Origin of the sequence: Streptomyces sp. NBC_00273, from assembly GCF_036178145.1 — a bacterium.
Lineage (GTDB): Bacteria > Actinomycetota > Actinomycetes > Streptomycetales > Streptomycetaceae > Streptomyces.
The window spans coordinates 5,229,092-5,249,646 of record NZ_CP108067.1 but is presented as its reverse complement, the minus strand read 5'-3'; the positions used below and the strand labels follow the sequence as shown (position 1 = coordinate 5,249,646).

At 70.3% G+C, this 20,555-nt stretch carries 19 protein-coding genes and 1 pseudogene; 14 read left to right on the top strand and 6 right to left on the bottom strand.

Annotation, left to right across the window (positions count from 1 at the left end):
• Positions 1-195: 195 nt before the first annotated feature.
• The 9 genes from OG386_RS23030 to OG386_RS22990 all read left to right on the top strand — a co-directional run bounded on the left by OG386_RS23030 (position 196) and on the right by OG386_RS22990 (position 10,029).
• Positions 196-1,035 (top strand): hypothetical protein, encoded by an 840-nt coding sequence (locus OG386_RS23030; protein ID WP_328789704.1) that lies wholly within the window; start codon positions 196-198, stop codon positions 1,033-1,035.
• A 109-nt stretch (positions 1,036-1,144) separates the two neighbouring features.
• On the top strand, positions 1,145-1,870 hold the full coding sequence (locus tag OG386_RS23025) for a YcnI family copper-binding membrane protein (protein ID WP_328789703.1): 726 nt from the start codon (positions 1,145-1,147) through the stop codon (positions 1,868-1,870).
• Positions 1,871-1,939: 69 nt separating this feature from the next.
• Positions 1,940-2,593 carry an SCO family protein gene (locus OG386_RS23020; RefSeq protein ID WP_328789702.1) on the top strand — a complete coding sequence of 218 codons (654 nt, stop codon included), beginning with the start codon at positions 1,940-1,942 and terminating at the stop codon, positions 2,591-2,593.
• The gene (locus tag OG386_RS23015) at positions 2,590-3,069 is read left to right on the top strand and encodes a copper chaperone PCu(A)C (protein WP_328789701.1); all 480 of its coding nucleotides are present in this window, start codon (positions 2,590-2,592) and stop codon (positions 3,067-3,069) included. Before OG386_RS23020 ends, OG386_RS23015 begins: the two co-directional genes overlap by 4 nt.
• Before the next feature lie 22 nt (positions 3,070-3,091).
• The gene (locus OG386_RS23010; RefSeq protein ID WP_328789700.1) at positions 3,092-5,155 is read left to right on the top strand and encodes a copper resistance CopC/CopD family protein; all 2,064 of its coding nucleotides are present in this window, start codon (positions 3,092-3,094) and stop codon (positions 5,153-5,155) included.
• A complete protein-coding gene (efeB, locus tag OG386_RS23005) occupies positions 5,080-6,438 on the top strand; it encodes an iron uptake transporter deferrochelatase/peroxidase subunit (protein WP_405787931.1) in 1,359 nt (452 codons plus the stop codon). Before OG386_RS23010 ends, efeB begins: the two co-directional genes overlap by 76 nt.
• A gap of 42 nt (positions 6,439-6,480) precedes the next feature.
• Positions 6,481-7,416: a prephenate dehydratase gene (pheA, locus tag OG386_RS23000; protein WP_030713748.1), complete on the top strand. Its 936-nt coding sequence runs from the start codon at positions 6,481-6,483 to the stop codon at positions 7,414-7,416.
• Positions 7,417-7,942: 526 nt separating this feature from the next.
• On the top strand, positions 7,943-9,220 hold the full coding sequence (serS, locus tag OG386_RS22995; RefSeq protein ID WP_327384404.1) for a serine--tRNA ligase: 1,278 nt from the start codon (positions 7,943-7,945) through the stop codon (positions 9,218-9,220).
• Positions 9,217-10,029 carry an HAD family hydrolase gene (locus OG386_RS22990; protein ID WP_189737834.1) on the top strand — a complete coding sequence of 271 codons (813 nt, stop codon included), beginning with the start codon at positions 9,217-9,219 and terminating at the stop codon, positions 10,027-10,029. Before serS ends, OG386_RS22990 begins: the two co-directional genes overlap by 4 nt.
• A 137-nt stretch (positions 10,030-10,166) precedes the next feature.
• On the opposite strand, the gene OG386_RS22985 is transcribed toward OG386_RS22990, so the two are convergent.
• Entirely contained in the window at positions 10,167-10,709 is a 543-nt protein-coding gene (locus OG386_RS22985; protein WP_328789698.1) for a hypothetical protein, read from the bottom strand.
• A gap of 164 nt (positions 10,710-10,873) precedes the next feature.
• Between OG386_RS22985 and OG386_RS22980 the strand changes: the two genes are divergently transcribed.
• Together OG386_RS22980 and OG386_RS22975 are read left to right on the top strand one after the other, a co-directional pair.
• Entirely contained in the window at positions 10,874-11,866 is a 993-nt protein-coding gene (locus tag OG386_RS22980; protein WP_328789697.1) for a sensor histidine kinase, read from the top strand.
• Between the two features lie 10 nt (positions 11,867-11,876).
• Complete coding sequence (locus OG386_RS22975) at positions 11,877-12,533, top strand: response regulator transcription factor (RefSeq protein WP_328789696.1); 657 nt, start codon at positions 11,877-11,879, stop codon at positions 12,531-12,533.
• 7 nt (positions 12,534-12,540) lie between these two features.
• Here OG386_RS22975 and OG386_RS22970 read toward each other — a convergent pair whose 3' ends face one another.
• From OG386_RS22970 to OG386_RS22950, 5 genes are all read right to left on the bottom strand, one after another.
• Positions 12,541-13,176 (bottom strand): rhomboid-like protein, encoded by a 636-nt coding sequence (locus tag OG386_RS22970; RefSeq protein ID WP_328789695.1) that lies wholly within the window; start codon positions 13,174-13,176, stop codon positions 12,541-12,543.
• 83 nt (positions 13,177-13,259) lie between these two features.
• Positions 13,260-13,979: an ABC transporter permease gene (locus OG386_RS22965; protein WP_328789694.1), complete on the bottom strand. Its 720-nt coding sequence runs from the start codon at positions 13,977-13,979 to the stop codon at positions 13,260-13,262.
• 15 nt (positions 13,980-13,994) lie between these two features.
• Positions 13,995-14,906 (bottom strand): ABC transporter ATP-binding protein, encoded by a 912-nt coding sequence (locus tag OG386_RS22960; RefSeq protein ID WP_327384398.1) that lies wholly within the window; start codon positions 14,904-14,906, stop codon positions 13,995-13,997.
• Entirely contained in the window at positions 14,903-15,790 is an 888-nt protein-coding gene (locus tag OG386_RS22955) for an ABC transporter permease (RefSeq protein ID WP_327384397.1), read from the bottom strand. Before OG386_RS22955 ends, OG386_RS22960 begins: the two co-directional genes overlap by 4 nt.
• Positions 15,780-16,769 (bottom strand): ABC transporter ATP-binding protein, encoded by a 990-nt coding sequence (locus tag OG386_RS22950; protein WP_328789693.1) that lies wholly within the window; start codon positions 16,767-16,769, stop codon positions 15,780-15,782. The genes OG386_RS22955 and OG386_RS22950 overlap by 11 nt, the downstream gene beginning before the upstream one ends.
• Positions 16,770-16,986: 217 nt before the next feature.
• Here OG386_RS22950 and OG386_RS22945 point away from each other — a divergent pair, with 217 nt between their 5' ends.
• The 3 genes and pseudogenes from OG386_RS22945 (at position 16,987) to OG386_RS22935 (ending at position 20,547) form a co-directional block, all read left to right on the top strand.
• The gene (locus tag OG386_RS22945) at positions 16,987-17,844 is read left to right on the top strand and encodes a M24 family metallopeptidase (RefSeq protein ID WP_328789692.1); all 858 of its coding nucleotides are present in this window, start codon (positions 16,987-16,989) and stop codon (positions 17,842-17,844) included.
• Positions 17,841-19,631 (top strand): SDR family oxidoreductase, encoded by a 1,791-nt coding sequence (locus tag OG386_RS22940; RefSeq protein ID WP_328789691.1) that lies wholly within the window; start codon positions 17,841-17,843, stop codon positions 19,629-19,631. The genes OG386_RS22945 and OG386_RS22940 overlap by 4 nt, the downstream gene beginning before the upstream one ends.
• A pseudogene (locus tag OG386_RS22935) lies at positions 19,628-20,547 on the top strand (metal-dependent hydrolase). The gene OG386_RS22940 and the pseudogene OG386_RS22935 overlap by 4 nt, the downstream one beginning before the upstream one ends.
• Positions 20,548-20,555 lie beyond the last annotated feature (8 nt).

Genomic DNA, 20,555 nt, shown 5'->3' with positions numbered 1-20,555 from the left:
CCGCCCGCGAGGGGGAGTAAGCGCCCTGCGGCCGTCCGAGACCTCAATACGCCCGTTCGGCCGATGCGGCTCTCCCGAAGAGCGGTGTATGCGGCTGTCCACAGGTGCCCGGCCGGTCCTCGCACAGAGGACTCATGTGGACCTTCCGGACCTGCCGTATGAAGGGCCTATGCGCAGTGCGATGATGGCCCGGCCATGTCTGACCCCCACGCGACGCACGCCGGAGCCGGCCTCCGGCTGATCCGGGCCGCGGTGTTCACCGCGGTCTGTGTCGTGCTGTCCGCGACCGGGCACGCCCTGGCGTCCTGCGCCACCGTGCCCTGGTGGTCACTCTGCCTCGGCTTCCTCGCCGTCTTCGCGGTCGCCGCCCCGCTCGCGGGCCGTCGGCGGTCGCTCCCCGGCATCGCCGCCGGGCTCGCCACCGGCCAACTCGGCCTGCACGCGGTGTTCGGCCTCGGCCAGCACGGCGCCGCGGCCGTGCAGGCACCGGCCGGCTCCGCCGACGCCTCGCTCGCCGAGCTCGCCGCGCGGCTGGTGTGCGGGGGCAACTCCGTACCGCTCAGCCCGGCCGACGCCCGGCAGATCCTGGAAGCCGCGGGCCTGGACCCGGCTGCCCTGGCCGAGCAGGCGGCGCAGGTCGCTCAGGCCGGGCAGGTCGTGGCGCAGGGGCACGGCGCGCACGCGCACGTGGCCGCCGTCACCGCGGCGCCCGCGACGGGCCTGTTCAGCCCGGCCATGCTGGCCGGCCACCTGCTGGCGGCACTCGCCGCGGGCTGGCTGCTCAGCCGCGGTGACGCCGCGCTCTTCCGGCTGGTCGAGCTGTCCCGTCGCTCCGCCGAAGCCGCCCCGATCCGTCCGCTGCGCGCCGCGCTGGCCTTCGTACGCGCCCTCGGCGCCGGGCTCCCCGGCTCGGCCACCCGTACCCCGCAGGACCCGCGGACCGGGTCCGCCCCCGCCCCTTGCACAGGGCGGGAAGCACTCCAGCACACGGTGATCCGGCGCGGCCCACCCGTGGCACTCGCCCTCGCAGCCTGACGCGGCACCCTCCTTCCCGGGACACAGAGCGGGATACCGGTGCCGCGAACTCCGTGCGCGCCCGTGCGCGGAGTCACCGCCACCACTGCTTCCGTGGAGTGTTTCTGCCATGAAGACCTCTCGCGTCTCCATCGCCGCCGCCATCGCCGCCGGTTCCGTTCTCGTCCTTTCCGGCCCTGCCTTCGCCCACGTCGGCGTGCAGCCCGCCGGCGAGGCGGCCAAGGGCGGCTACGCGACGATCAACTTCAAGGTCCCCAACGAGCGGGACAACGCTTCGACCACCCAGCTGGAGGTCAACTTCCCGGTCGACCAGCCGCTCAGCTCCGTGATGCCGCAGGACGTTCCCGGCTGGACCGTGACGGTCGAGAAGAGCAAGCTCGAGAAGCCGCTCACCGTGCACGGCAAGCAGATCAACGAGGCCGTGACCAAGGTGACCTGGTCCGGCGGCAAGATCGAGCCCGGGAAGTTCCAGCAGTTCCCGCTCTCCGTGGGCAAGCTGCCCGAGAGCGCCGACCAGATGGTCTTCAAGTCCATCCAGACGTACGACAACGGTGAGGTCGTCCGCTGGATCGAGGAGGCCAAGGAAGGCGCCGCGGAGCCGCAGAACCCCGCGCCCGTCCTGAAGCTGACCGCCCCCAAGGGCGATGACCACCACGACGGCGGTGCGAAGGCCGACCAGCCGAAGAACGCCGACAAGGACGCCGAGCACGGCCACGACAAGGCCGCCGCCGAACACGGCTCCGACACCACCGCGCGCGTCCTCGGCATCGCCGGCATCGTCGTCGGACTCGGCGGTGTCGCCTTCGGCATCGCCTCGCGCCGCCGCTCCGCCTGACCTGGCGCGCCCGTGGGCGCTGCCCTTCCGACACGTCCGTAGCATCCCCGATCCCAGGGACATTTCTTCATGCGCACCACACGTGTGACGGTCGCCGCGCTGCTCGCGGCGGCCGCACTCACCCTCACCGCCTGCGGCGGTGAGCCCGCCAAGACCGGCGGAGTCACCCAGATCGCCGGCGGTCAGAGCAACGCCAAGGCCGCGACCCTCCTGGACCGCCCCTTCACCAAGCCGGAACTCGTCCTCACGGACACCACCGGCAACCCGTGGAACCTGCGCGAGCAGACCAAGGGCAAGCCGACCCTCATCTACTTCGGCTACACCAACTGCCCCGACGTGTGCCCGCTGACGATGAGCAACATCGCCGTCGCCAAGAAGGCACTCCCCAAGGCCGACCAGGACAACCTCCGGGTCGTCTTCGTCACCACCGACCCTGAGAGGGACACTCCCGAGTCCCTCAGCGCGTGGCTCAAGTCGCAGGACCCGTCCTTCATCGGACTCACCGGGAACTTCGCGAGCATCCAGGCTGCCGCACGCACGCTCGGCATCGGCATCGACCCCGCCGCGACGGGAGCCGACGGCAAGGTCGTCTCCATGCACGGCGCCCAGGTCATCGCGTTCTCGCCCAAGACCGACGAGGGCTACGTCCTCTACGGCGAGAGCACCACCGTGGACGACTACACCAAGGACCTGCCGAAGCTCATCAAGGGGGAGAACCCGTGAAGGCCCGCACCACCCGCACCCTCGCCGCCGCCCTCTCCCTGACGGCAGTGCTCGCCATATCCGGCTGTTCCGGTGAGTCCGAGCCGAAGATGACCGTGAGCGGCGCCTTCATGCCGCAGCCCGTGAACGACAAGATGGCCGGCGGGTTCATGGTCATCAAGAACGGCTCCGAGACCGCCGACAAGCTCACCGGCGTCACCTCCTCGCTCTCCGACGATCTCCAGATCCACGAGACCAAGGACCAGAAGATGCAGCAGGTCCAGTCGATGGACGTGCCGGCGAACGGCGAGCTCCGGCTGGAGCGCGGCGGCAACCACATCATGTTCATGGGGCTCAAGAGCACTCCCAAGATCGGCGACAAGGTCACCGTCGAGCTCCGCTTCGAGAAGGCCGCTCCGGTCAAGGTCGAGCTGGACGTGAAGGACCGGACGTACAACGCTCAGGCTCCGACAGATACGTCCGGCAACGCCCACTGACGGACCGAGGAACTGACACGCCATGACGGCCACCGCCCCCGCTCCCTCCACGGCTCGCGCCCCGGCATTCCTGCCACGGCTCGCGCTGGTCCTCGCAGCCCTGCTGGCAGTCCTGTTCACCGCGGCCTCACCGGCCACGGCGCACGCCGCACTCACCGCGAGCGACCCCAAGGACGGGGCGGTGGTCGCCACGGCCCCCGCCCAGGTCACGCTCTCCTTCTCGGAGCAGGTCGCCATGGGCGACGACTCCATTCGCGTGCTCGACCCCCAGGGCAAGCGCGTGGACACCGGTGAACTGCGCGACATGTGCAGCGGGAACACCATCCGCTACGGCACCGCACTGCACACCGGCCTGCCGAACGGCACCTATACCGTCGCCTGGCAGGCCGTCTCGGCCGACAGTCATCCGATCTCCGGCGCCTTCACCTTCTCCATCGGCGCGCCCTCGGCCACCGATGTCACCCTGCCCACCGCCCAGGCGGGCGGCGGCCCCGTCGGCATCGCGTACGGCATCGCCCGCTACGCCGCCTACGCAGGGTTCACCGTCCTCGTGGGCGGCGCCGCCTTCATCCTGCTGTGCTGGCGCAGGGGCGCCGCCGAACGGCCGCTCCAGAAGCTCGTCGTGCGCGCCTGGGTCACCCTGACCGTCGCCACCCTCGCCATGCTGGTGCTGCGGACCCCGTACACGGGGTCCGGCAACTTCTCCGACCTGTTCGATCTCGACGGGCTCCGAGCCGTCCTGCAGACCAAGACCGGAGCCTCGCTCGTCTCCAGGCTGCTCCTGCTGGGCGCGGCCGCCCTCTTCGTCGCGGTGCTCTTCGGCGTCTACGCGCGCCGCGTGGCGGGCCTCGGCCCCGATGAGGCCGAGCGGGCCCAGAGGGAGGCCGAAGGGGCCGACCAGGCCGACGGCCCTAACGGGTCCGATGAAGCCGGGCACCCGGACGACACCAGCGACCTCACCTTCGGGCTGGCCATCGGCGGCGCCGTCGTGTCCGGAGGTATCGCCGCCACCTGGGCCCTCTCGGAGCACGCCTCCACCGGGATCCAGCCCGGTATCGCCATGCCCGCCGACATCCTGCACCTGATGGCCGTCGCCATGTGGCTCGGTGGTCTCGCCGCGCTGCTCGTCGCCCTCCACAAGGTCCCCGGGATCGAGCGCGCAGCCGTCCGCCGCTTCTCTCGGGTCGCCTTCGTCAGTGTCCTGGTGCTCGCCGTCACCGGCGTCTACCAGTCCTGGCGCCAGCTCGGCAGCTGGTCCGCCCTCACCGGCACCGAATACGGGCAGCTGCTACTCCTGAAGATCGGCCTGGTCGCCGTCCTCCTCGGCATCGCCTACATGTCCCGCACGTGGACCGCGCGGCTCGCCGATGCTCCCGCGGACGCCGCGACCGCCGTCACCACCGTCGGGCAGACCTCGGCGGATGTTTCACGTGAAACGGCCACCGGCGCCGTCTCCGAAGCCACAGATGTTTCACGTGAAACAGAGCCCGTGCCCGTTCCCGTCCCCGCCGGCCCCGAGCGTGCCGCCCAGCTCGCCCGGCAGCGCGCCGCACGCGAGAGCGCGCTGGAGAAGCGGGTGCGGGACGCCGACCCGGACCGCGCCGGCCTGCGCCGCTCGGTCCTCGCCGAGGCGGCCATCGCGGTGATCCTGCTCGCCGTCACCACCGTGCTCACCAGTACCGAGCCCGGGCGGACCGTGGAACAGGAGACGGGCCGCGGTTCCACCGCCACCGCCGTCCCCGACCGGGCCGTCAAGATCACCCTGCCCTTCGACACCGGCGGTCCGAACGGCAAGGGCTCCGTCCGGCTCGAACTCGACCCGGGACGGGTCGGGGCGAACACCCTGCACCTCTGGGCCGACTCCGCCGACGGCGCCCCCTTCGACCTCCCCGAGATCAAGGTCGCCTTCACGCTTCCCGCCAAGGACATCGGCCCCCTGCCGCTCGTCCCCGAGCAGGCGGCCCCCGGACACTGGACCGCCTCCGGGGTCCAGCTGCCGCTCGCCGGTGAATGGCGCATCGACGTGACCGTCCGTACCTCCGACATCGACCAGACCACCATCCAGAAGACCGTGAAGATCGGCTGACCAGCGTGACCGAGAGCAACCCCGACATCGAGATCTCCCGGCGCAGGCTGCTGGGTACCGTCGGCGCCGCAGGCGCCGTCGGGATCGCCCTCGGAGCCACAGGCGGCGCCCTGGCGCACTCCGCGCTGGACGGCTCCGGGAGCGGCTCCGCTCCCGGCTCGGCCGGCAGTCTGGCCTCCCTGGGCGCCACCCAGGTGGCCTTCCACGGAGACCACCAGGCCGGCATCACCACCCCGTTGCAGGCCAAGGGGCACCTCGTCGCCTTCGACCTCGCCGCCGGGGCGGGCCGTACGGAGGCTGCCGCGCTGCTGCGGCGCTGGTCCGACACCGCCCGCCGGCTGATGGCGGGCGAGCCGGCCTCAGCCTCCGACAGCGGGATCGCCCTGGACGCCGGTCCGTCCTCCCTCACCGTCACCTTCGGCTTCGGCCACTCCTTCTTCGAGCGCACCGGGCTCACCGCCCGCCGCCCCGCCGCTCTCGACCCGCTGCCGGACTTCTCCTCGGACCGGCTGGACGCCCAGCGCAGCAACGGTGACCTGTGGGTCCAGATCGGCGCCGATGACGGCCTCGTCGCCTTCCATGCCCTGCGGGCCCTGCAGAAGGACGCCGGGGAGGCCGCCCGCGTCCGCTGGCAGATGAACGGCTTCAACCGGTCTCCCGGCGCCACCGGCACCCCGATGACCGCCCGCAACCTGATGGGCCAGGTCGACGGCACCGGCAACCCGAAGCCCGCGGAGCCCGACTTCGACAAGCGGATCTTCGTTCCCGGCGCGGGCCCCGGCCCCGCCGAGCACGCCTGGATGGCCGGGGGCTCGTACGCCGTCGTCCGGCGCATCCGCATGCTCCTCGACGACTGGGACAAGCAGTCCCTCGCCCAGCAGGAGCAGGTCATCGGCCGCACCAAGGCCACCGGCGCCCCTCTGACCGGTGGCACCGAGACCACCGAAATGGCGCTCGACAAGTTCGGCACCGACGGAAAGCCGGTCATCCCGTCCAACGCCCACGCCCGGATCTCCGCCCCCGAACAGAACGGCGGGGCCGCCATGCTCCGGCGGCCCTTCTCCTTCCACGACGGAATCGGCCCGGACGGCGCCCCCGACGCGGGGCTCCTCTTCGTCTGCTGGCAGGCCGATCCGCTGCGCGGATTCGTGCCCGTACAACGCAAGCTCGACCGCGGCGACGCGCTGTCGGCGTTCATCCGGCACGAGTCCAGCGGGCTGTACGCGGTTCCGCCCGGACCCCGCAGCGGAGAGTACGTGGGGCAGCGGCTGCTCGAAGGATGAACGGCGACCCGGCGGGCGGCACCCCGGCATTAGGCTGATCGCATGTCAGCCACCCGCTTCACGTATCTCGGTCCCGAGGGCACCTTCACCGAGGCCGCCCTGCGCACCCTGCCGGAAGCCGCGACCCGGGAACTCGTCCCGATGGTGTCGGTCCCGGCCGCCCTGGACGCCGTGCGCAACGGTGAGGCGGCCGCTGCCCTCGTCCCGATCGAGAACTCCGTGGAAGGCGGGGTGACCGCCACCCTCGACGAGCTGGCCTCGGGCGAACCACTGATGATCTACCGCGAGGTGCTGCTCCCCATCACCTTCGCACTGCTCGTACGACCCGGAACCGCCCTGTCGGACGTCAAGACCGTCACCGGGCATCCGGTCGCCCAGCCGCAGGTACGCAACTGGCTGCGGGCGAACCTGCCCGACGCGGTGTGGGAGTCGGCCGCCTCGAACGCCGACGGCGCCCGGCTGGTCCAGGAGGGCCGCTTCGACGCCGCCTTCGCGGGCGAGTTCGCCGCCGCCACCTACGGGCTCGTCCCGCTGGTGACCGAGATCCACGATGCGGAGAACGCCGAGACCCGGTTCGTGCTGGTGGGTCGCCCGGCCCGGCCGGCCGCGCCGACCGGCGCGGACAAGACCTCCGTCGTGCTGTGGCTCGGCGACGACCACCCCGGTGCGCTGCTGGAGCTCCTCCAGGAGTTCGCGGTCCGGGGGGTGAACCTGATGCTGATCCAGTCCCGTCCGACCGGACAGGGCATCGGCAACTACTGCTTCGCCGTCGACGCCGAGGGCCACATCTCCGACCGGCGGGTCAGCGAGGCGCTCATGGGCCTCAAGCGGACCTGCCCCCAAGTCCGCTTCCTCGGGTCCTACCCGCGGGCCGGTGTCGCTCAGAGTGATGTCCGGGCTCCTCGGCCCGGGACCTCCGACGGTGACTTCACGGCCGCCTCCGACTGGCTGGGGCGTTGCCTCGACGGGCGTGCGTAGGACGTAGTCCACTGTCCACAGAGTTATCCACAGGCAGAGATGGGGACCTGGGGACAAGTCGACAGAACGGCGCGACAAGGTCGACAAATCGCCCGGGAGGCTCAGGTTTCGCCTTGGGGAGCGGGAGGTGAACGATGTCACCCCTGCATCGCCGATCAACTCTTTGGGGCGAGTCATTCCCACCCGAATGAGTGTGTGAGGGTGGTTTGAACCCTGATTCACCCCGACCGCCCACCGATCAGGAATGATCTATTCCTGTGTCCACAGAGACGGCGCACAGCCTGTGGATAAGATGCGGGCCACGGCAATTCCTGTGGACAAGAAGCCCCTCCAGCCCTGCTCAGAGCCCGCCCGGCCGCCGACATTCTGCCCCTTTTCGGGGAATGGGACCGCTTTTATTGACGCTCCGAGAAGGACCACTTCCGGTCAGCCGTCAAGACTTATCCATTCGTTGCAATTAGGACATAGCGACACGCAGCGTGATATCGGTGTGATCCCAGGAAGCCCAGCCCGGTAGCCTGGAGGGGTGATTGACCTCCGGCTGCTCCGTGAAGACCCTGACCGTGTCCGCGCCTCGCAGCGCGCCCGTGGAGAGGACGTCGAACTCGTCGACGCGCTGCTCTCCGCCGACGAGCGCCGCAGGTCCTCCGGCATGCGCTTCGACGAACTGCGCAATGAGCAAAGGTCCCTCGGCAAGCTCATCCCCAAGGCCTCTCCCGAAGAGCGGGCCGAACTGCTGAAGAAGGCCGAGCACCTCAAGCAGGACGTCAAGGCGGCCGAGGCCGAGCAGAACGAGGCCGACGAAGCCGCCAAGCAGCTTCTCCTCCAGCTCGGCAACATCGTCCACGAGGACGTCCCGGTCGGCGGCGAAGAGGACTTCACCGTCCTGGAAACGCACGGCACCATCCGAGACTTCTCCACCGAGGGCTTCGAGCCCAAGGACCACCTGGAGCTCGGCGAACTGCTGGGCGCCATCGACGTCGAGCGCGGTGCCAAGGTCTCCGGCTCGCGCTTCTACTACCTGACCGGTGTGGGCGCCCTGCTGGAGCTGGCGCTGGTCAACGCGGCCATCGCCCAGGCCACCGAGGCCGGCTTCATCCCGATGCTGACCCCGGCGCTGGTCCGCCCGCGCGCCATGGAGGGCACCGGCTTCCTCGGCCAGGCCGCCGAGAACGTCTACCACCTGGAGAAGGACGACTTCTACCTGGTCGGCACCTCCGAGGTCCCCCTCGCCGCGTACCACATGGACGAGATCATCGACGCCGAGAAGCTGCCGCTGCGGTACGCCGGCTTCTCCCCGTGCTTCCGCCGCGAAGCCGGTACGTACGGCAAGGACACCCGCGGCATCTTCCGCGTCCACCAGTTCGACAAGGTCGAGATGTTCTCGTACGTCGCGCCGGAGGACGCCGAGGCCGAGCACCAGCGGCTCCTGGAATGGGAGAAGCAGTGGCTGACCAGCCTGGAGCTGCCGTTCCAGGTGATCGACGTCGCCACCGGTGACCTGGGATCCTCCGCCTCGCGCAAGTTCGACTGCGAGGCGTGGATCCCCACCCAGGGCAAGTACCGCGAGCTGACCTCCGCCTCGAACTGCGACAGCTTCCAGGCCCGCCGCCTGTCGATCCGCTACCGCGACGGCAAGAAGACGCAGCCGCTGTCGACGCTGAACGGCACGCTGTGCGCCGTACCGCGCACGATCGTCGCGATCCTCGAGAACCACCAGCAGGCCGATGGTTCGGTTCGGGTGCCCCAGGTGCTCCGTCCCTACCTCGGCGGCCGCGAGGTCCTGGAGCCGATCACCAAGTGAGCCCGGCCCCGTTCCCGTACAAGCTCGTCGCGACCGATCTCGACGGCACGCTGCTGCGTGGCGACGACACCGTCTCGGAACGCACCCGTGAAGCGCTCGTCGCGGCCACCGCGGCGGGCGCGGCACACATCATCGTCACCGGTCGCGCCGTGCCCTGGACACGGCACGTACTGGACGATCTCGGCTACAAGGGGATCGCGGTCTGCGGGCAGGGCGCGCAGGTCTACGACGCGGGTGCGCACCGTCTGCTGACCTCGGTGACGCTGGACCGGCAGCTGGCCGGTCTGGCGCTGTCGAAGCTGGAGGCCGAGATCGGCCCGCTGGCCCTGGCGGCCAGCCGGGACGGGGTGGACGGCGAAGTCCTGTTCGGGCCCGGGTACCAGGTGCAGGAAGGCCTCCCGGCCCTCTACCTGGAGGACGCCAAGGCGCTCTGGGCGGCCCCGCTGAACAAGCTCTACATCCAGCACCCGGAGCTGGACGACGACGCGCTCGTCAAGGTGGCCCGGGAAACCGTGGGCAGCCTGGTCGACATCGTCATGGCGGGGCCCGGCATCGTCGAGATCCTGCCGCTGGGTCTGACCAAGGCCACGGGCCTGTCGCTGGCCGCGCGGCGGCTGGGAGTGAAGGCGGCGGAGACGATCGCCTTCGGTGACATGCCCAATGACATCCCGATGTTCGGCTGGGCCGCACACGGGGTGGCGATGGCCAATGCCCACGCCGAGCTCAAGGCCGTGGCCGACGAGGTGACGACCTCCAACGAGGAGGACGGCATCGCGGTGGTGCTGGAGCGTCTGCTGGGCGCCGCGTAGCGCGCATGACGTAGGAGAGGTCCGGGACAGCCCGCGCCGCAAGGCGCGCTCGAAGTGGCTGCCCCGGACCTTTTGTTGCTCCCCGCACGTCCCACTCTGCACCTGGCGCAGGTCCCTTACCAGCGAATTTCCGTGCATCAGCCGTGGATGCGGCGGCGGCGCCAGTAAGCGACTGTGAGGATGCCCAGCAGCGGGCCCCAGAGCAACAGCGGTGCGTAGGAAAGGTCGAAGATCCGGAGGGCGAGTCCGGTGGGCGCATCGGGATTCGCGGCGTTGGTCTCGCTCCAGGTCCAGGCACCCAGGACCGTGATGCCGGTGAGCGCGATCACGCCCAGCGTCGCGGGAACGACCGCCACCAGGGGGTGGATCCGGCGTCCGCCCAGCACGGGAATCCAGCCGGGCAGCTCCTCGCCCCAGCGCTGGACCATACCGAGGCTCAACAGGCCCAGACACTCCTGCAGGACGCAGACGAAGACGAGCACCAGGGACGCGGTACCCGGGTAGTACGAGTGGTGCAGGTCGCTGCCCGGGCCCCAGCCCATGGGAATCCCGACCGCGATCGCCAGCCGCCACAGGCAGCTGGGAAGCACGGTCAGCGAGGTGAGCCGGGCGAGCAGGCGAAGCCGTGGGGAGACTCCGGGAACGATGTGCGAGGCACGAACCACGGTGTGGGAACTCATCTGCCAAGTCCTTTTCAGGGGCTTCTGGTTGATGACCGAAGCCTGGTCGGACGGGGCCTTCGGAACCATCCGCCGATCAGCAGGCCGGTGGGTCCCGCGATGTCGCTGCTGATCTGCCGATCGGCAGATGGCCGCTCTCCGGGGTGCGCTCGTAGGGTCGGGTCATGACCGTCAACCTTCGTACCGCGTATGCCCCGTTACTGGCCCTTGCCGGCGTCGGCTGCCTCCTCGCGGTGTTCCTGGGAGCGCCCCCGGCGTGGTTGCTGATCTGGGTGGGGCTGCTGCTGCCGCTGCTGGCTCTGGTGGCCCGCTGGTCCCCGGTGCGTTCGGGGGCCGTCGCGGCCTCGCTGGGCGTGACGGCCGTCGCGATGTGGCCGGTACCGCTGATGTGGGGGACGGCGTCGTGGCTGGAGGCCTGCGGGGCTGCGGCGTTCTGGGCGGTGCCCGCGCTCGGGGCCCTGACGGCCGGGGGATATCTGCGCCGTCAGGCGAGCCGGATGCGCCAAGCCGTCCGGGACGGCCGGCGCGACCAGCAGCTGGAACTGGCCCGGGATCTGCACGACTTCGTGGCGCACGACGTGAGCGCCATCGTGGTGCAGGCCCAGGCGGCCAGGTTCGTGGCGGACCAGGACCCCGAGCAGGCGGTCCGCGCGCTGGAACGCATCGAGGCGGCGGGGCTCGGTGCGCTCGCCTCGATGGACCGGACGGTGCACGCGTTGCGGGAGGCAGCCGGTGCGCGGTCCACCTCGGTCCCGGGAACCTCGGAACTTCCGGCCCTGGTGGGTCGGTTCGAGGGCGGGGTGCTGGAGGCCGATCCGGCGGCGGCCCGAGAGTTGTCACGGGAAGCGGACACCACCGCCTACCGGGTGGCCGTGGAAGCCTTGACGAACGTACGCCGACACGCGCCCGGGGCGTCGGTCGTACGGGTGCGCCTGCACCGGGCCGCGGAGGGGATCGAGCTGAGCGTGGCCAACTCCGCGCCGGCCCGGGGCGCGGGCGGGCTGCGGGGACTGGGGCTGCGTCGGAGCGGAACCGGGCTGGCGGGTCTGCGCGGCAGGGTGGAGGCGGCGGGCGGGACACTGCGGGCCGGCGCGAGCGCCGACGGAGGGTGGCGGGTTTGCGCCGTCTTCCCGGCGCAGGGACACACCCTCGGGTGATCATGACGGCGTGACCACACGCATCCTGATAGCCGACGACCAAGAGGACATCCGCAGCGGTTTCCGGCTGATCCTCGATTCACAGCCGGACATGACCGTGGTGGGGGAGGCCGCGGACGGGGAGAGCGCGGTGGCGCTGGCGAGAGAACTGCGGCCTGATGTGGTGCTGGCGGACATCCGGATGCCTCGGCTCGACGGGCTGGAGGTGACCCGGCTGCTGGCGCCGCAGACGCGGGTGGTGGTGGTGACCACCTTCGACCTGGACGAGTACGTGCACACCGCGCTGCGCAACGGCGCCTGCGGCTTCCTGCTGAAGCGGTCCGGGCCGGCGCTGCTGATCGAGGGGGTGCGGGCGGCAATGGCGGGGGACACGCTGATCAGTCCGCAGATCACGGTGCGGCTACTGAGCCGGCTGACGCAGGAGGGCCCGGTCGCCCGGCCCGCGGCGCATCCGCTGACGGAGCGGGAGGTGGACATCGTGCGCCTGGTGGCGCGGGGGCTCACCAACGCCGAGATCGGCGCAGAACTGTTCATCAGCGCGGGAACGGCAAAGACCCACATCGCGAACGTTCAGGCCAAGCTGGGGGCCCGCAACCGAGTGGGAATCGCCGCCTGGGCCTGGGAGCACGGCATCGCCAAAGCGGAGCCGGAGGCAGAGGCCGACTAGATCCGCGTCATGTTTCACGTGAAACAACGTTGCGGGTGAGCGGCCAGGCGAGCAGGCCGACGGAGAGCGCGATGGCGTGGCCGAGGTCCGTGAAGGTGCCACCGGTGACCAACGGCATCCCGAAGAAAGTGACCGCTCCGGCCAAGTAGAGCCATCGCCAGGGGCCGGGGAGCCGGTAGGTGAGCACACCGATGGAGGCCGCGAGCCCATAGCTGACGCCGATATCGACAACGTGGGTCATGCTGCGCGGGGCACGATGGTCCTGGATGGCCGTCAGGAGGATCTTCTGGCTGACCAGGGTGGCGACGACGTGGGCGGTCGCGACGATCAGGAGCCAGCGCAGGGTGCCGAGCCAGCGCTCGACGGGGGCGTGGAACAGCTCGAAGAGCACGGCGTAGAGGGCGAGAGAGGTCGGGTTCGCGATCCAGAAGGCACTGCTGACGAGTGCCCGGACCGGGTATTTGACGAGCTGGTTGATGTTGCTGCTGTTGCGGTGGAGGAGGACGCTGTCGACCTGGTCGGGTGCGATCGCGACGATGATGCTGGTGACGGCAATGATCAGCAGCCAGATGTGCGTTCCGGGCGAGGAACGTATCCAGGACCGCAGTGGCCTGGACGGCTCCGGCTCGGTGTGCGCGACCATGCACCGATGATGCCGCGCGAACCTGTGCCCCGCCCGGCCGGTGGGCCGGGCGGGGCACAGGTTCGCATGCGCTGCGGCAGGACCTACTCCTCGCCCGCCAGGGTGAGGCGGCGCAGCTTCTGGCCCGCGTAGACGGTGGCGCAGACGGTGACCGCGCAGAGCAGGATCACGGCGGTGGGAAGGCCGACGGTGGCGTCGACGTACCCGTCCCCGGCGACCTTCTCGGCGACGGACAGCGCCCACTGCTGGACGCTGAGGGTCTTGGCTCCGGAGACCAGGCTGCCGAAGAGCGACTCCCAGATCAGGGCGTAGACCAGGCCGAAGACGACCGCGTGCCGGCTGACGGTACCGAGCAGCAGGAACAGCGCGCTGTAGGCGATCGAGGCCACGAGGGCGGCGATCGTGTAGGCGACGGCGATCTGCTGGCCGTTGCCGTTGAGGATGAATCCGGCGATCAGAGTGGGGATCGCGGAGAAGACCATCGTGACGGCGATCGCCACGATCAGCTTGGTCATGATGATCGTCGGACGCTTCACCGGCTTGGCGAGCAGGTAGACGATGGAGCCGTCGTCGATCTCGGGACCGATGGCTCCGGTGCCGGCGATGACACCGATCAGCGGAACCATGGTGGCGAGGGCGAAACCCCCGAGGAGGTCGGCCGCGACCTTGTCGTCTGCGCCGACGAAGGTACGGACGACGAGGGCGATGACGATCAGCAGGGCCGGCAGGGCGAAGAGGATCAGCGCGCGGCGCCGGCCGAGCAGGGCCCGGTAGGTGAGCCGGGCAACGGTGGGTTCGTACATGGGTGCCAGCTCCTTTCAGGCCGTGACGAGGTAGGAGAAGACCGACTCGAGGGATTCGTCGGAGGGCGAGACCGTCAGCAGCCGGATGCCGTGTTTCCGGGCCACGCGGGGCAGCAGCTCGGTGAAGCGGCCGAAGTCGACGGCCTGGATGCGCAGCGCGCCTTCCTTGAGGTCGACCTCGATGCCGGCGGTGGAGGGGTCGGCGATCAGGGCCGCGGCGAGGACCCGGTCATCGGAGGAACGGATCAGGTAGCGGTGCGGGCGGTCCGTCATCAGGCGGCGGATCTTGCGGAAGTCGCCGGAAGCGGCGTGCCGGCCGGCCACGACCACCTCGATGTGCGAGGCGAGCTGCTCGACCTCCTCCAGGATGTGGGAGGAGAACAGGACGGTGCGTCCTTCGTCGCCCATGCGCCGCAGCAAGTCCATGAGCTGCATGCGCTGGCGCGGGTCCATGCCGTTGAACGGCTCGTCGAGGAGGAGCACGGACGGCTCGTGGACGAGGGCCGAGGCCATCTTCACGCGCTGGCGCATGCCCTTGGAGTACGTGGAGATCTTGCGGTCCTGCGCGTACTCCATCTCGACGGTGGCGAGCGCCCGCTGGGCCGCGGCGTCGTCGAGGCCGTGGAGTTCGGCGTTGGCGACGACGAACTCCCGGCCGGTGAGGAAGTCGTACATGGCCTCGCGCTCGGGCACGACGCCGATCTGCTTGTAGACCTGCTCGTTCTGCCAGATCGGTGCGCCGTCGAGGGTGACGGTGCCCGTGGAGGGAGCGAGGAAGCCGCCCATCATGTTGATGAGGGTGGACTTCCCGGCGCCGTTGGGACCCAGCAGCCCGGTGACGCCGGGGCCGATGCTCATGGTCACGTCGTTGACGGCGACGACGTTCCCGAACCAGCGGGAGGTGTGGTCGATGTCGATGGTGGTCACAGCCCGGCCTTCCGGTAGCGGGCCATCAGGGCGGCGTAGGAGCCGGCGATGAGGCCGAGGGCGACGATCAGGTAGACGACGCCGACGCCGGCCGAGGGGCCCTCGCCGCCGGGGAAGGCGGAGGTCGCGCCCAGGAAGGCGGTCTGTACGCCGTCGATGAGGGTGATCGGGGAGAACAGGCCCATCCACTCGATGGCTCCGGTGTTCCCGGTGCTGGAGGCGATCCCCTGGACCGCGGTCACCGCGCCGAACGGGATCAGGAGCACCGCGATGATCGCGGCGACGCCGAACCCGCGGCGCGGGGTGAGCGCGGCCATGACCAGGCCGAGGCCCGCGAAGAGCAGCGACAGCAGCAGAACCGACACGAGCCCCTGCCCGAATCCCTTGGTCTGGTCGGCGAAGTCGAACTTCGCGAGGAGCGAGCCGATCCACATGATCAGCAGCGGCGTCGCGGTGAGGATGAACAGGGCCGAGGCCATGGCCGCGTACTTGGCCACGACGTAGTCGACGCGTTCGATGGGCCGCGAGAAGTAGAGCGGCACCGTCTTGAAGCGCAGGTCGCGCGAGACCGACTGCGGCGCTTGGGACGCGAGGAAGAGGCCGATGATCACCTGCGTGGTCAGGGCGTACGTCGTGTACTTGATCGGCAGGTCGGTGGAGTTGGGCACCGCGATGGCGACCGCGACGATGATCAGCGCGGGCACGCACATCACCGCGAAGAGGATCATCGGGAGGACCTTGGACTTGGCGGAGCGGCCGAGTCCGTAGGCGCCGCGCAGGGACTGCGAGAACAGCGACTTGCGGGCGTAGGCGCGGCCGAGCCGGGGTCCGTCGTAGGACCGGTAGCCGATGTTGTGGATCTGGGTCGAGGTGTCAGGCGCCATCGGAACCGGCTCCCTTCTGCTGGACGGTGGGCGAGGGCTGCTCGTTGTCGCGGAAGACCTCCGCGATGTGGTGACGGCGCTGCTCCATGCGGACCAGGCCGATGCCCAGGTCGGCGACGGTGTCGCGGACGATGTCGTACGTCTGCTCGCCGGTGGCCTCGACGAGGAGGATGTGGCCGGCTCCGGGCAGGCCCTGCTCCTCTCCGACGTGCAGGGTGACGCCGGCTTCGGTGAGCGCCTTGCGCAGGGCGGCGGTGCCGTCCGGGTGGGCGTCGGAGTCGGTGACCTCGACCGCGAGGGTCGTGGTGATCTGGGTGAAGTCGCTGGTGGAGCTGGAGCGCAACAGCTTGCCGCCGTCGACGACGACCACGTGGTCGCAGGTCCGCTCCAGCTCACCGAGGAGGTGGGAGGTGACCAGGACGGAGATGCCGAAGTCGGTGTAGATCCGGCGGATCAGGCCGAGCATCTCGTCGCGGCCGACCGGGTCCAGGCCGTTGGTCGGCTCGTCGAGGAGGACCAGCTGGGGGTCGTGGACGAGGGCCTGGGCGAGCTTGACGCGCTGCTTCATGCCGGTGGAGTAGCCGCCGATGGGACGGTAGCGCTCCTCGTACAGCCCGACGTGGCGCAGGGTGTCGGCGGTGCGCTCGCGGGCCGCGGTCGGCGGTAGCCCGGACATGCGCGCCATGTGGACGACGAACTCGGTGGCCGAGACGTCGGGTGGCAGGCAGTCGTGCTCGGGCATGTAGCCGACGCGTTCACGGATGGCGCTGCCATGCGTGTGGACGTCGAGGCCGAGCACGGCGGCGCTGCCCTCGGTGGCGGGGGACAGTCCCAGCAAGATCTTGATCAGCGTGGACTTGCCGGCTCCATTGGCACCCACGAGGCCGGTCACACCAGGCCCGATGTCCAGGGAGAGCCGGTCGAGGGCGGTCACTCGGGGGTACCGCTTGCTCAGGCTTTCGGTCGCAATGACAGTCACGGGTTCGACGTTAGTGGCGCAGCTCTCGTGAAACGTCAGACCTGGAGCTGGATCCCGTCTCAGCCTTCAGGCGTACATGCCCGTACTGGAGGCTGACGTGGACCCGACAGCTTTGTCCACAGGTCCGTGCACGACCCTTGACGTGATCTCCGGTCATTGTCACATTCATCAGTGTCAACTTACGGGCGCGTACGGCTACACGGATGGACGGGCTGACATGGCTGGGGACACCAAGCAACGCACCGCGCGACGCTCCGCCGACCTGAGCGGCTTCAGAGAGGTGCAGCGACTCTCGTACGAGTGCGCCGAGGCCGTCGCGGCCCAGCTGCGTCCCGGGGTGACCGAGCGCGAGGCCGCGCGGATGCAACGCGAATGGCTGCGGGAGCGCGGGGTACGGGACTGGTTCCACCTGCCCTTCGCCTGGTTCGGGGACCGCACCGCCTTCGCGAACTTCAGGATCCCGCTGCAGTTCTTCCCCACCAACCGGAAGCTGGAGCCGGGGATGCCTTTCATCCTCGACATGGCGCCGGTCTACAAGGGGTACGCGGCGGACATCGGCTATTCGGGCAGCCTCGGGCTCAATCCGGTGCAGGACCGGCTCATGTCCGATCTCCAGGCGCACCGCGTGCTGATCCTGGAGCAGGTGCGCGAGGGCCGCTCCCTGCGCGAGATCTACGAGAACGTCGAACGGCTGATGACCCGGCAGGGGTACGCCAACCGGCACCGGGCCTATCCCTTCGGGGTGATCGCGCACAAGATCGACCGGGTCAAGGAGCGGCGCTGGTCGCCGACCGCCTTCGGCTTCGGCACCCAGTCCCTCAAGGGGCTGGCGAGTGACGCCCTGCACGGCCACCGTGAGGGCTGGTCCCCGCTGTGGAGTCCGTACCGCTTTTCCGACCATCCGCCGCAGCCCGGCTTGTGGGCGGTGGAACCCCACCTCGGATTCCGGGGTACAGGCGCGAAGTTCGAGGAGATCCTGGTCGTCACCGACTCCCGGGACCCCGAGGAAAGCGCGTTCTGGCTGGACGACGATCTGCCGCACGTGCGGCGCTGGGCCGAGGAGAAGGCAGCATGAGCGACATGGGTGGAGCGGGAGCGGTGGGCCTGGCGGGTGCGCGCGAGCGCCGGGTGAGCACCGGTGGGATCGAGCTGTGCGTCGTCGAGCTCGGTGAGACGGGCCGGCCGACGGTGCTGCTGGTGCACGGTTACCCGGACAGCAAGGAGGTCTGGTCGGAGGTCGCCGAGCGACTCGCGACGCGCTTCCACGTGGTGCTCTACGACGTACGCGGCCATGGGCGCTCCACCGCGCCGCAGCCGCTGCGCGGCGGCTTCACCCTGGAGAAGCTGACCGACGACTTCCTGGCGGTGGCGGACGCGGTCAGTCCGGACCGGCCCGTACACCTGGTCGGCCACGACTGGGGCTCCGTACAGGGCTGGGAGTTCGCCACGGTCGCCCGCACCGAGGGCAGGATCGCCTCCTTCACCTCGATGTCGGGTCCCTCCCTCGACCACTTCGGGCACTGGATCAAGAAGCGGATGGCGCGGCCCACCCCGCGGGCGGCGGCGCAGCTCCTCGGCCAGGGCGCCAAGTCCTGGTACGTCTACATGCTGCACACCCCCGTGCTGCCGGAGCTCGCCTGGCGGGGGCCGCTCGGCAAGCGGTGGCCCGCGATGCTCCAGCGGATCGAGAAGGTTCCGGCCGGCGCCTATCCGACGGCCTCACTGCCTTCGGACGCAGCACACGGAGCCTGGCTCTACCGCGACAACGTGCGGCCTCGAATGCGCCGGCCGCGCCCCGATGCGTACGCCCACGTACCGGTGCAGCTGATCACCCCGACCGGGGACGCCTTCCTGTCCGAGCGGCTCTACGACGGTCTGGAGCGGTGGGCCCCGGACCTGCTGCGGCGGACCCTGCCCGCCAAGCACTGGGTGCCCCGGACCCGCCCCGACCAGCTGGCCGCCTGGATCACCGAGTTCGTCACCGACCGGGAGGAGCCCGCGACACGGGCACCGGAACAGAAGGCCCCGGGCAAGTACGCAGACCGGTTCGCGGGCCAACTGGTCCTGGTGACCGGCGCGGCCAGTGGCATCGGCCGGGCCACCGCCTTCGCCTTCGCCGAGGCCGGGGCCCGAGTGGTCGCCGTCGACCGCGACGCGGAAGGCGCTGCACGCACGGCCGACATGGCCCGGCTCGTCGGTGCCGCCGAGGCCTGGGCCGAGTGCGTGGACGTCAGCGACGAGCAGGCGATGGAGAAGCTCGCGGCGAAGGTCGCCGCCGAGTACGGAATCGTCGACGTCCTGGTCAACAACGCCGGGATCGGCCTGTCCGGCGCCTTCCTCGACACCACCGCCGAGGACTGGAAGAAGGTCCTGGACGTCAATCTGTGGGGGGTCATACACGGCTGCCGGATCTTCGGGAAGCAGATGGCCGAGCGCGGCCAGGGCGGGCACATCGTCAACACCGCCTCCGCCGCCGCCTACCTGCCGTCCAGGACCTTGCCCGCCTACAGCACCTCGAAGGCCGCGGTGCTGATGCTGTCGGAGTGCCTGCGCGCGGAACTGGCGTCGAAGTCGATCGGCGTCTCCGCGATCTGCCCGGGCATCATCAACACCAACATCACCGCCACCTCGCGCTTCGCCGGGGTGGACGAGGCCGAGGAGAAGCGCCGCCAGGAACGCTCCTCACGGCTGTACGGGCTGCGCAACTTCCCGCCGGAGAAGGTCGCCGACGCGATCCTGCGGGCGGTCGTGCGCAACGAGGCCGTCGTGCCCGTGACTCCGGAGTCCAAGGGCGCCCTGTGGATGTCCCGCTTCGCCCCGCGTGCCCTGCGGCGCATCGCAAGGCTGGAGCCAAAGCTGTGAACGGGTCTGCGGACCCGATCGGCCGGCACCCGATCAGCCCGCGCCGGGTGGCCTTCGCATGGAAGACCACCCCCCTGCACTGGATACCGGACGAGCCCACCGCCACGCACGTCATCAACGTGCTCCACCTGCTGCTGCCCGCCGGGGAGCGGTGGTTCGTCAGGGTCCTCAAGGAGGGACTGCCCCTGGTCACCGACCCCGAGCTGCGCAGCGACGTCAAGGGGTTCATGGGTCAGGAGGCCACGCACAGCGTGCAGCACTCCTACGTACTGGACCACCTCGCCGAGCAGCAGCTGCCGACGGAGGCGTACACGCGGCACGTGGACTTCCTCTTCGAGAAACTGCTCGGGGAGGCACCGCCGTTCGGTGTACCGGTCACGGCGCGGGAGTGGCTGCGCTTCCGGCTGGCCGTGGTCGCCGCGATCGAGCAGTTCACGGCGGTCCTCGGGGACTGGGTGCTGCGGGCCGACGGGCTCGACCGGGCCGGGGCCGACGAGATCATGCTGGACCTGCTGCGCTGGCACGGCGCGGAGGAGGTGGAGCACCGCTCCGTCGCCTTCGACATGTACCAGCACTGCGGGGGAGCCGGTCTGCCCCGCTACGCGCGCCGCGTCGAGGGGATGGTCGTGGTCGCGCCCGTGCTGGCGTGGCTGTGGGTGTGGGGGCCTCGTACCTCATGCGCAACGACCCCGAGCTGGGCGGCCGGCTGCGCTACTCGCTCGGCGCGCACAACCGCGCGGTGGCCAAGGGCCTGCTGCCTCCGTGGAGAGAGCTCGGCACGGCCATACCCCGCTACTTCCGGCGGTCGTACCATCCCTCGCAGGAGGGCTCGCTGCGCAGGGCGGTCGAGTACCTTGCGGCTTCACCTGCCGCCCGGGCCGCGGCGGGCGCGGTCGGCCGAGCCGCGATGTCGTAGGGAGCCGG

Coding starts and splice junctions, on each gene's coding strand:
- OG386_RS23030 (WP_328789704.1), top strand. CDS start 196: ATGTCTGACCCCCACGCGACGCACGCCGGAGCCGGCCTCCGGCTGATC.
- OG386_RS23025 (WP_328789703.1), top strand. CDS start 1,145: ATGAAGACCTCTCGCGTCTCCATCGCCGCCGCCATCGCCGCCGGTTCC.
- OG386_RS23020 (WP_328789702.1), top strand. CDS start 1,940: ATGCGCACCACACGTGTGACGGTCGCCGCGCTGCTCGCGGCGGCCGCA.
- OG386_RS23010 (WP_328789700.1), top strand. CDS start 3,092: ATGACGGCCACCGCCCCCGCTCCCTCCACGGCTCGCGCCCCGGCATTC.
- efeB (WP_405787931.1), top strand. CDS start 5,080: ATGGCGCATCGACGTGACCGTCCGTACCTCCGACATCGACCAGACCAC.
- pheA (WP_030713748.1), top strand. CDS start 6,481: ATGTCAGCCACCCGCTTCACGTATCTCGGTCCCGAGGGCACCTTCACC.
- OG386_RS22985 (WP_328789698.1), bottom strand. CDS start 10,709: ATGAGTTCCCACACCGTGGTTCGTGCCTCGCACATCGTTCCCGGAGTC.
- OG386_RS22980 (WP_328789697.1), top strand. CDS start 10,874: ATGACCGTCAACCTTCGTACCGCGTATGCCCCGTTACTGGCCCTTGCC.
- OG386_RS22970 (WP_328789695.1), bottom strand. CDS start 13,176: ATGGTCGCGCACACCGAGCCGGAGCCGTCCAGGCCACTGCGGTCCTGG.
- OG386_RS22965 (WP_328789694.1), bottom strand. CDS start 13,979: ATGTACGAACCCACCGTTGCCCGGCTCACCTACCGGGCCCTGCTCGGC.
- OG386_RS22955 (WP_327384397.1), bottom strand. CDS start 15,790: ATGGCGCCTGACACCTCGACCCAGATCCACAACATCGGCTACCGGTCC.
- OG386_RS22945 (WP_328789692.1), top strand. CDS start 16,987: ATGGCTGGGGACACCAAGCAACGCACCGCGCGACGCTCCGCCGACCTG.
- OG386_RS22940 (WP_328789691.1), top strand. CDS start 17,841: ATGAGCGACATGGGTGGAGCGGGAGCGGTGGGCCTGGCGGGTGCGCGC.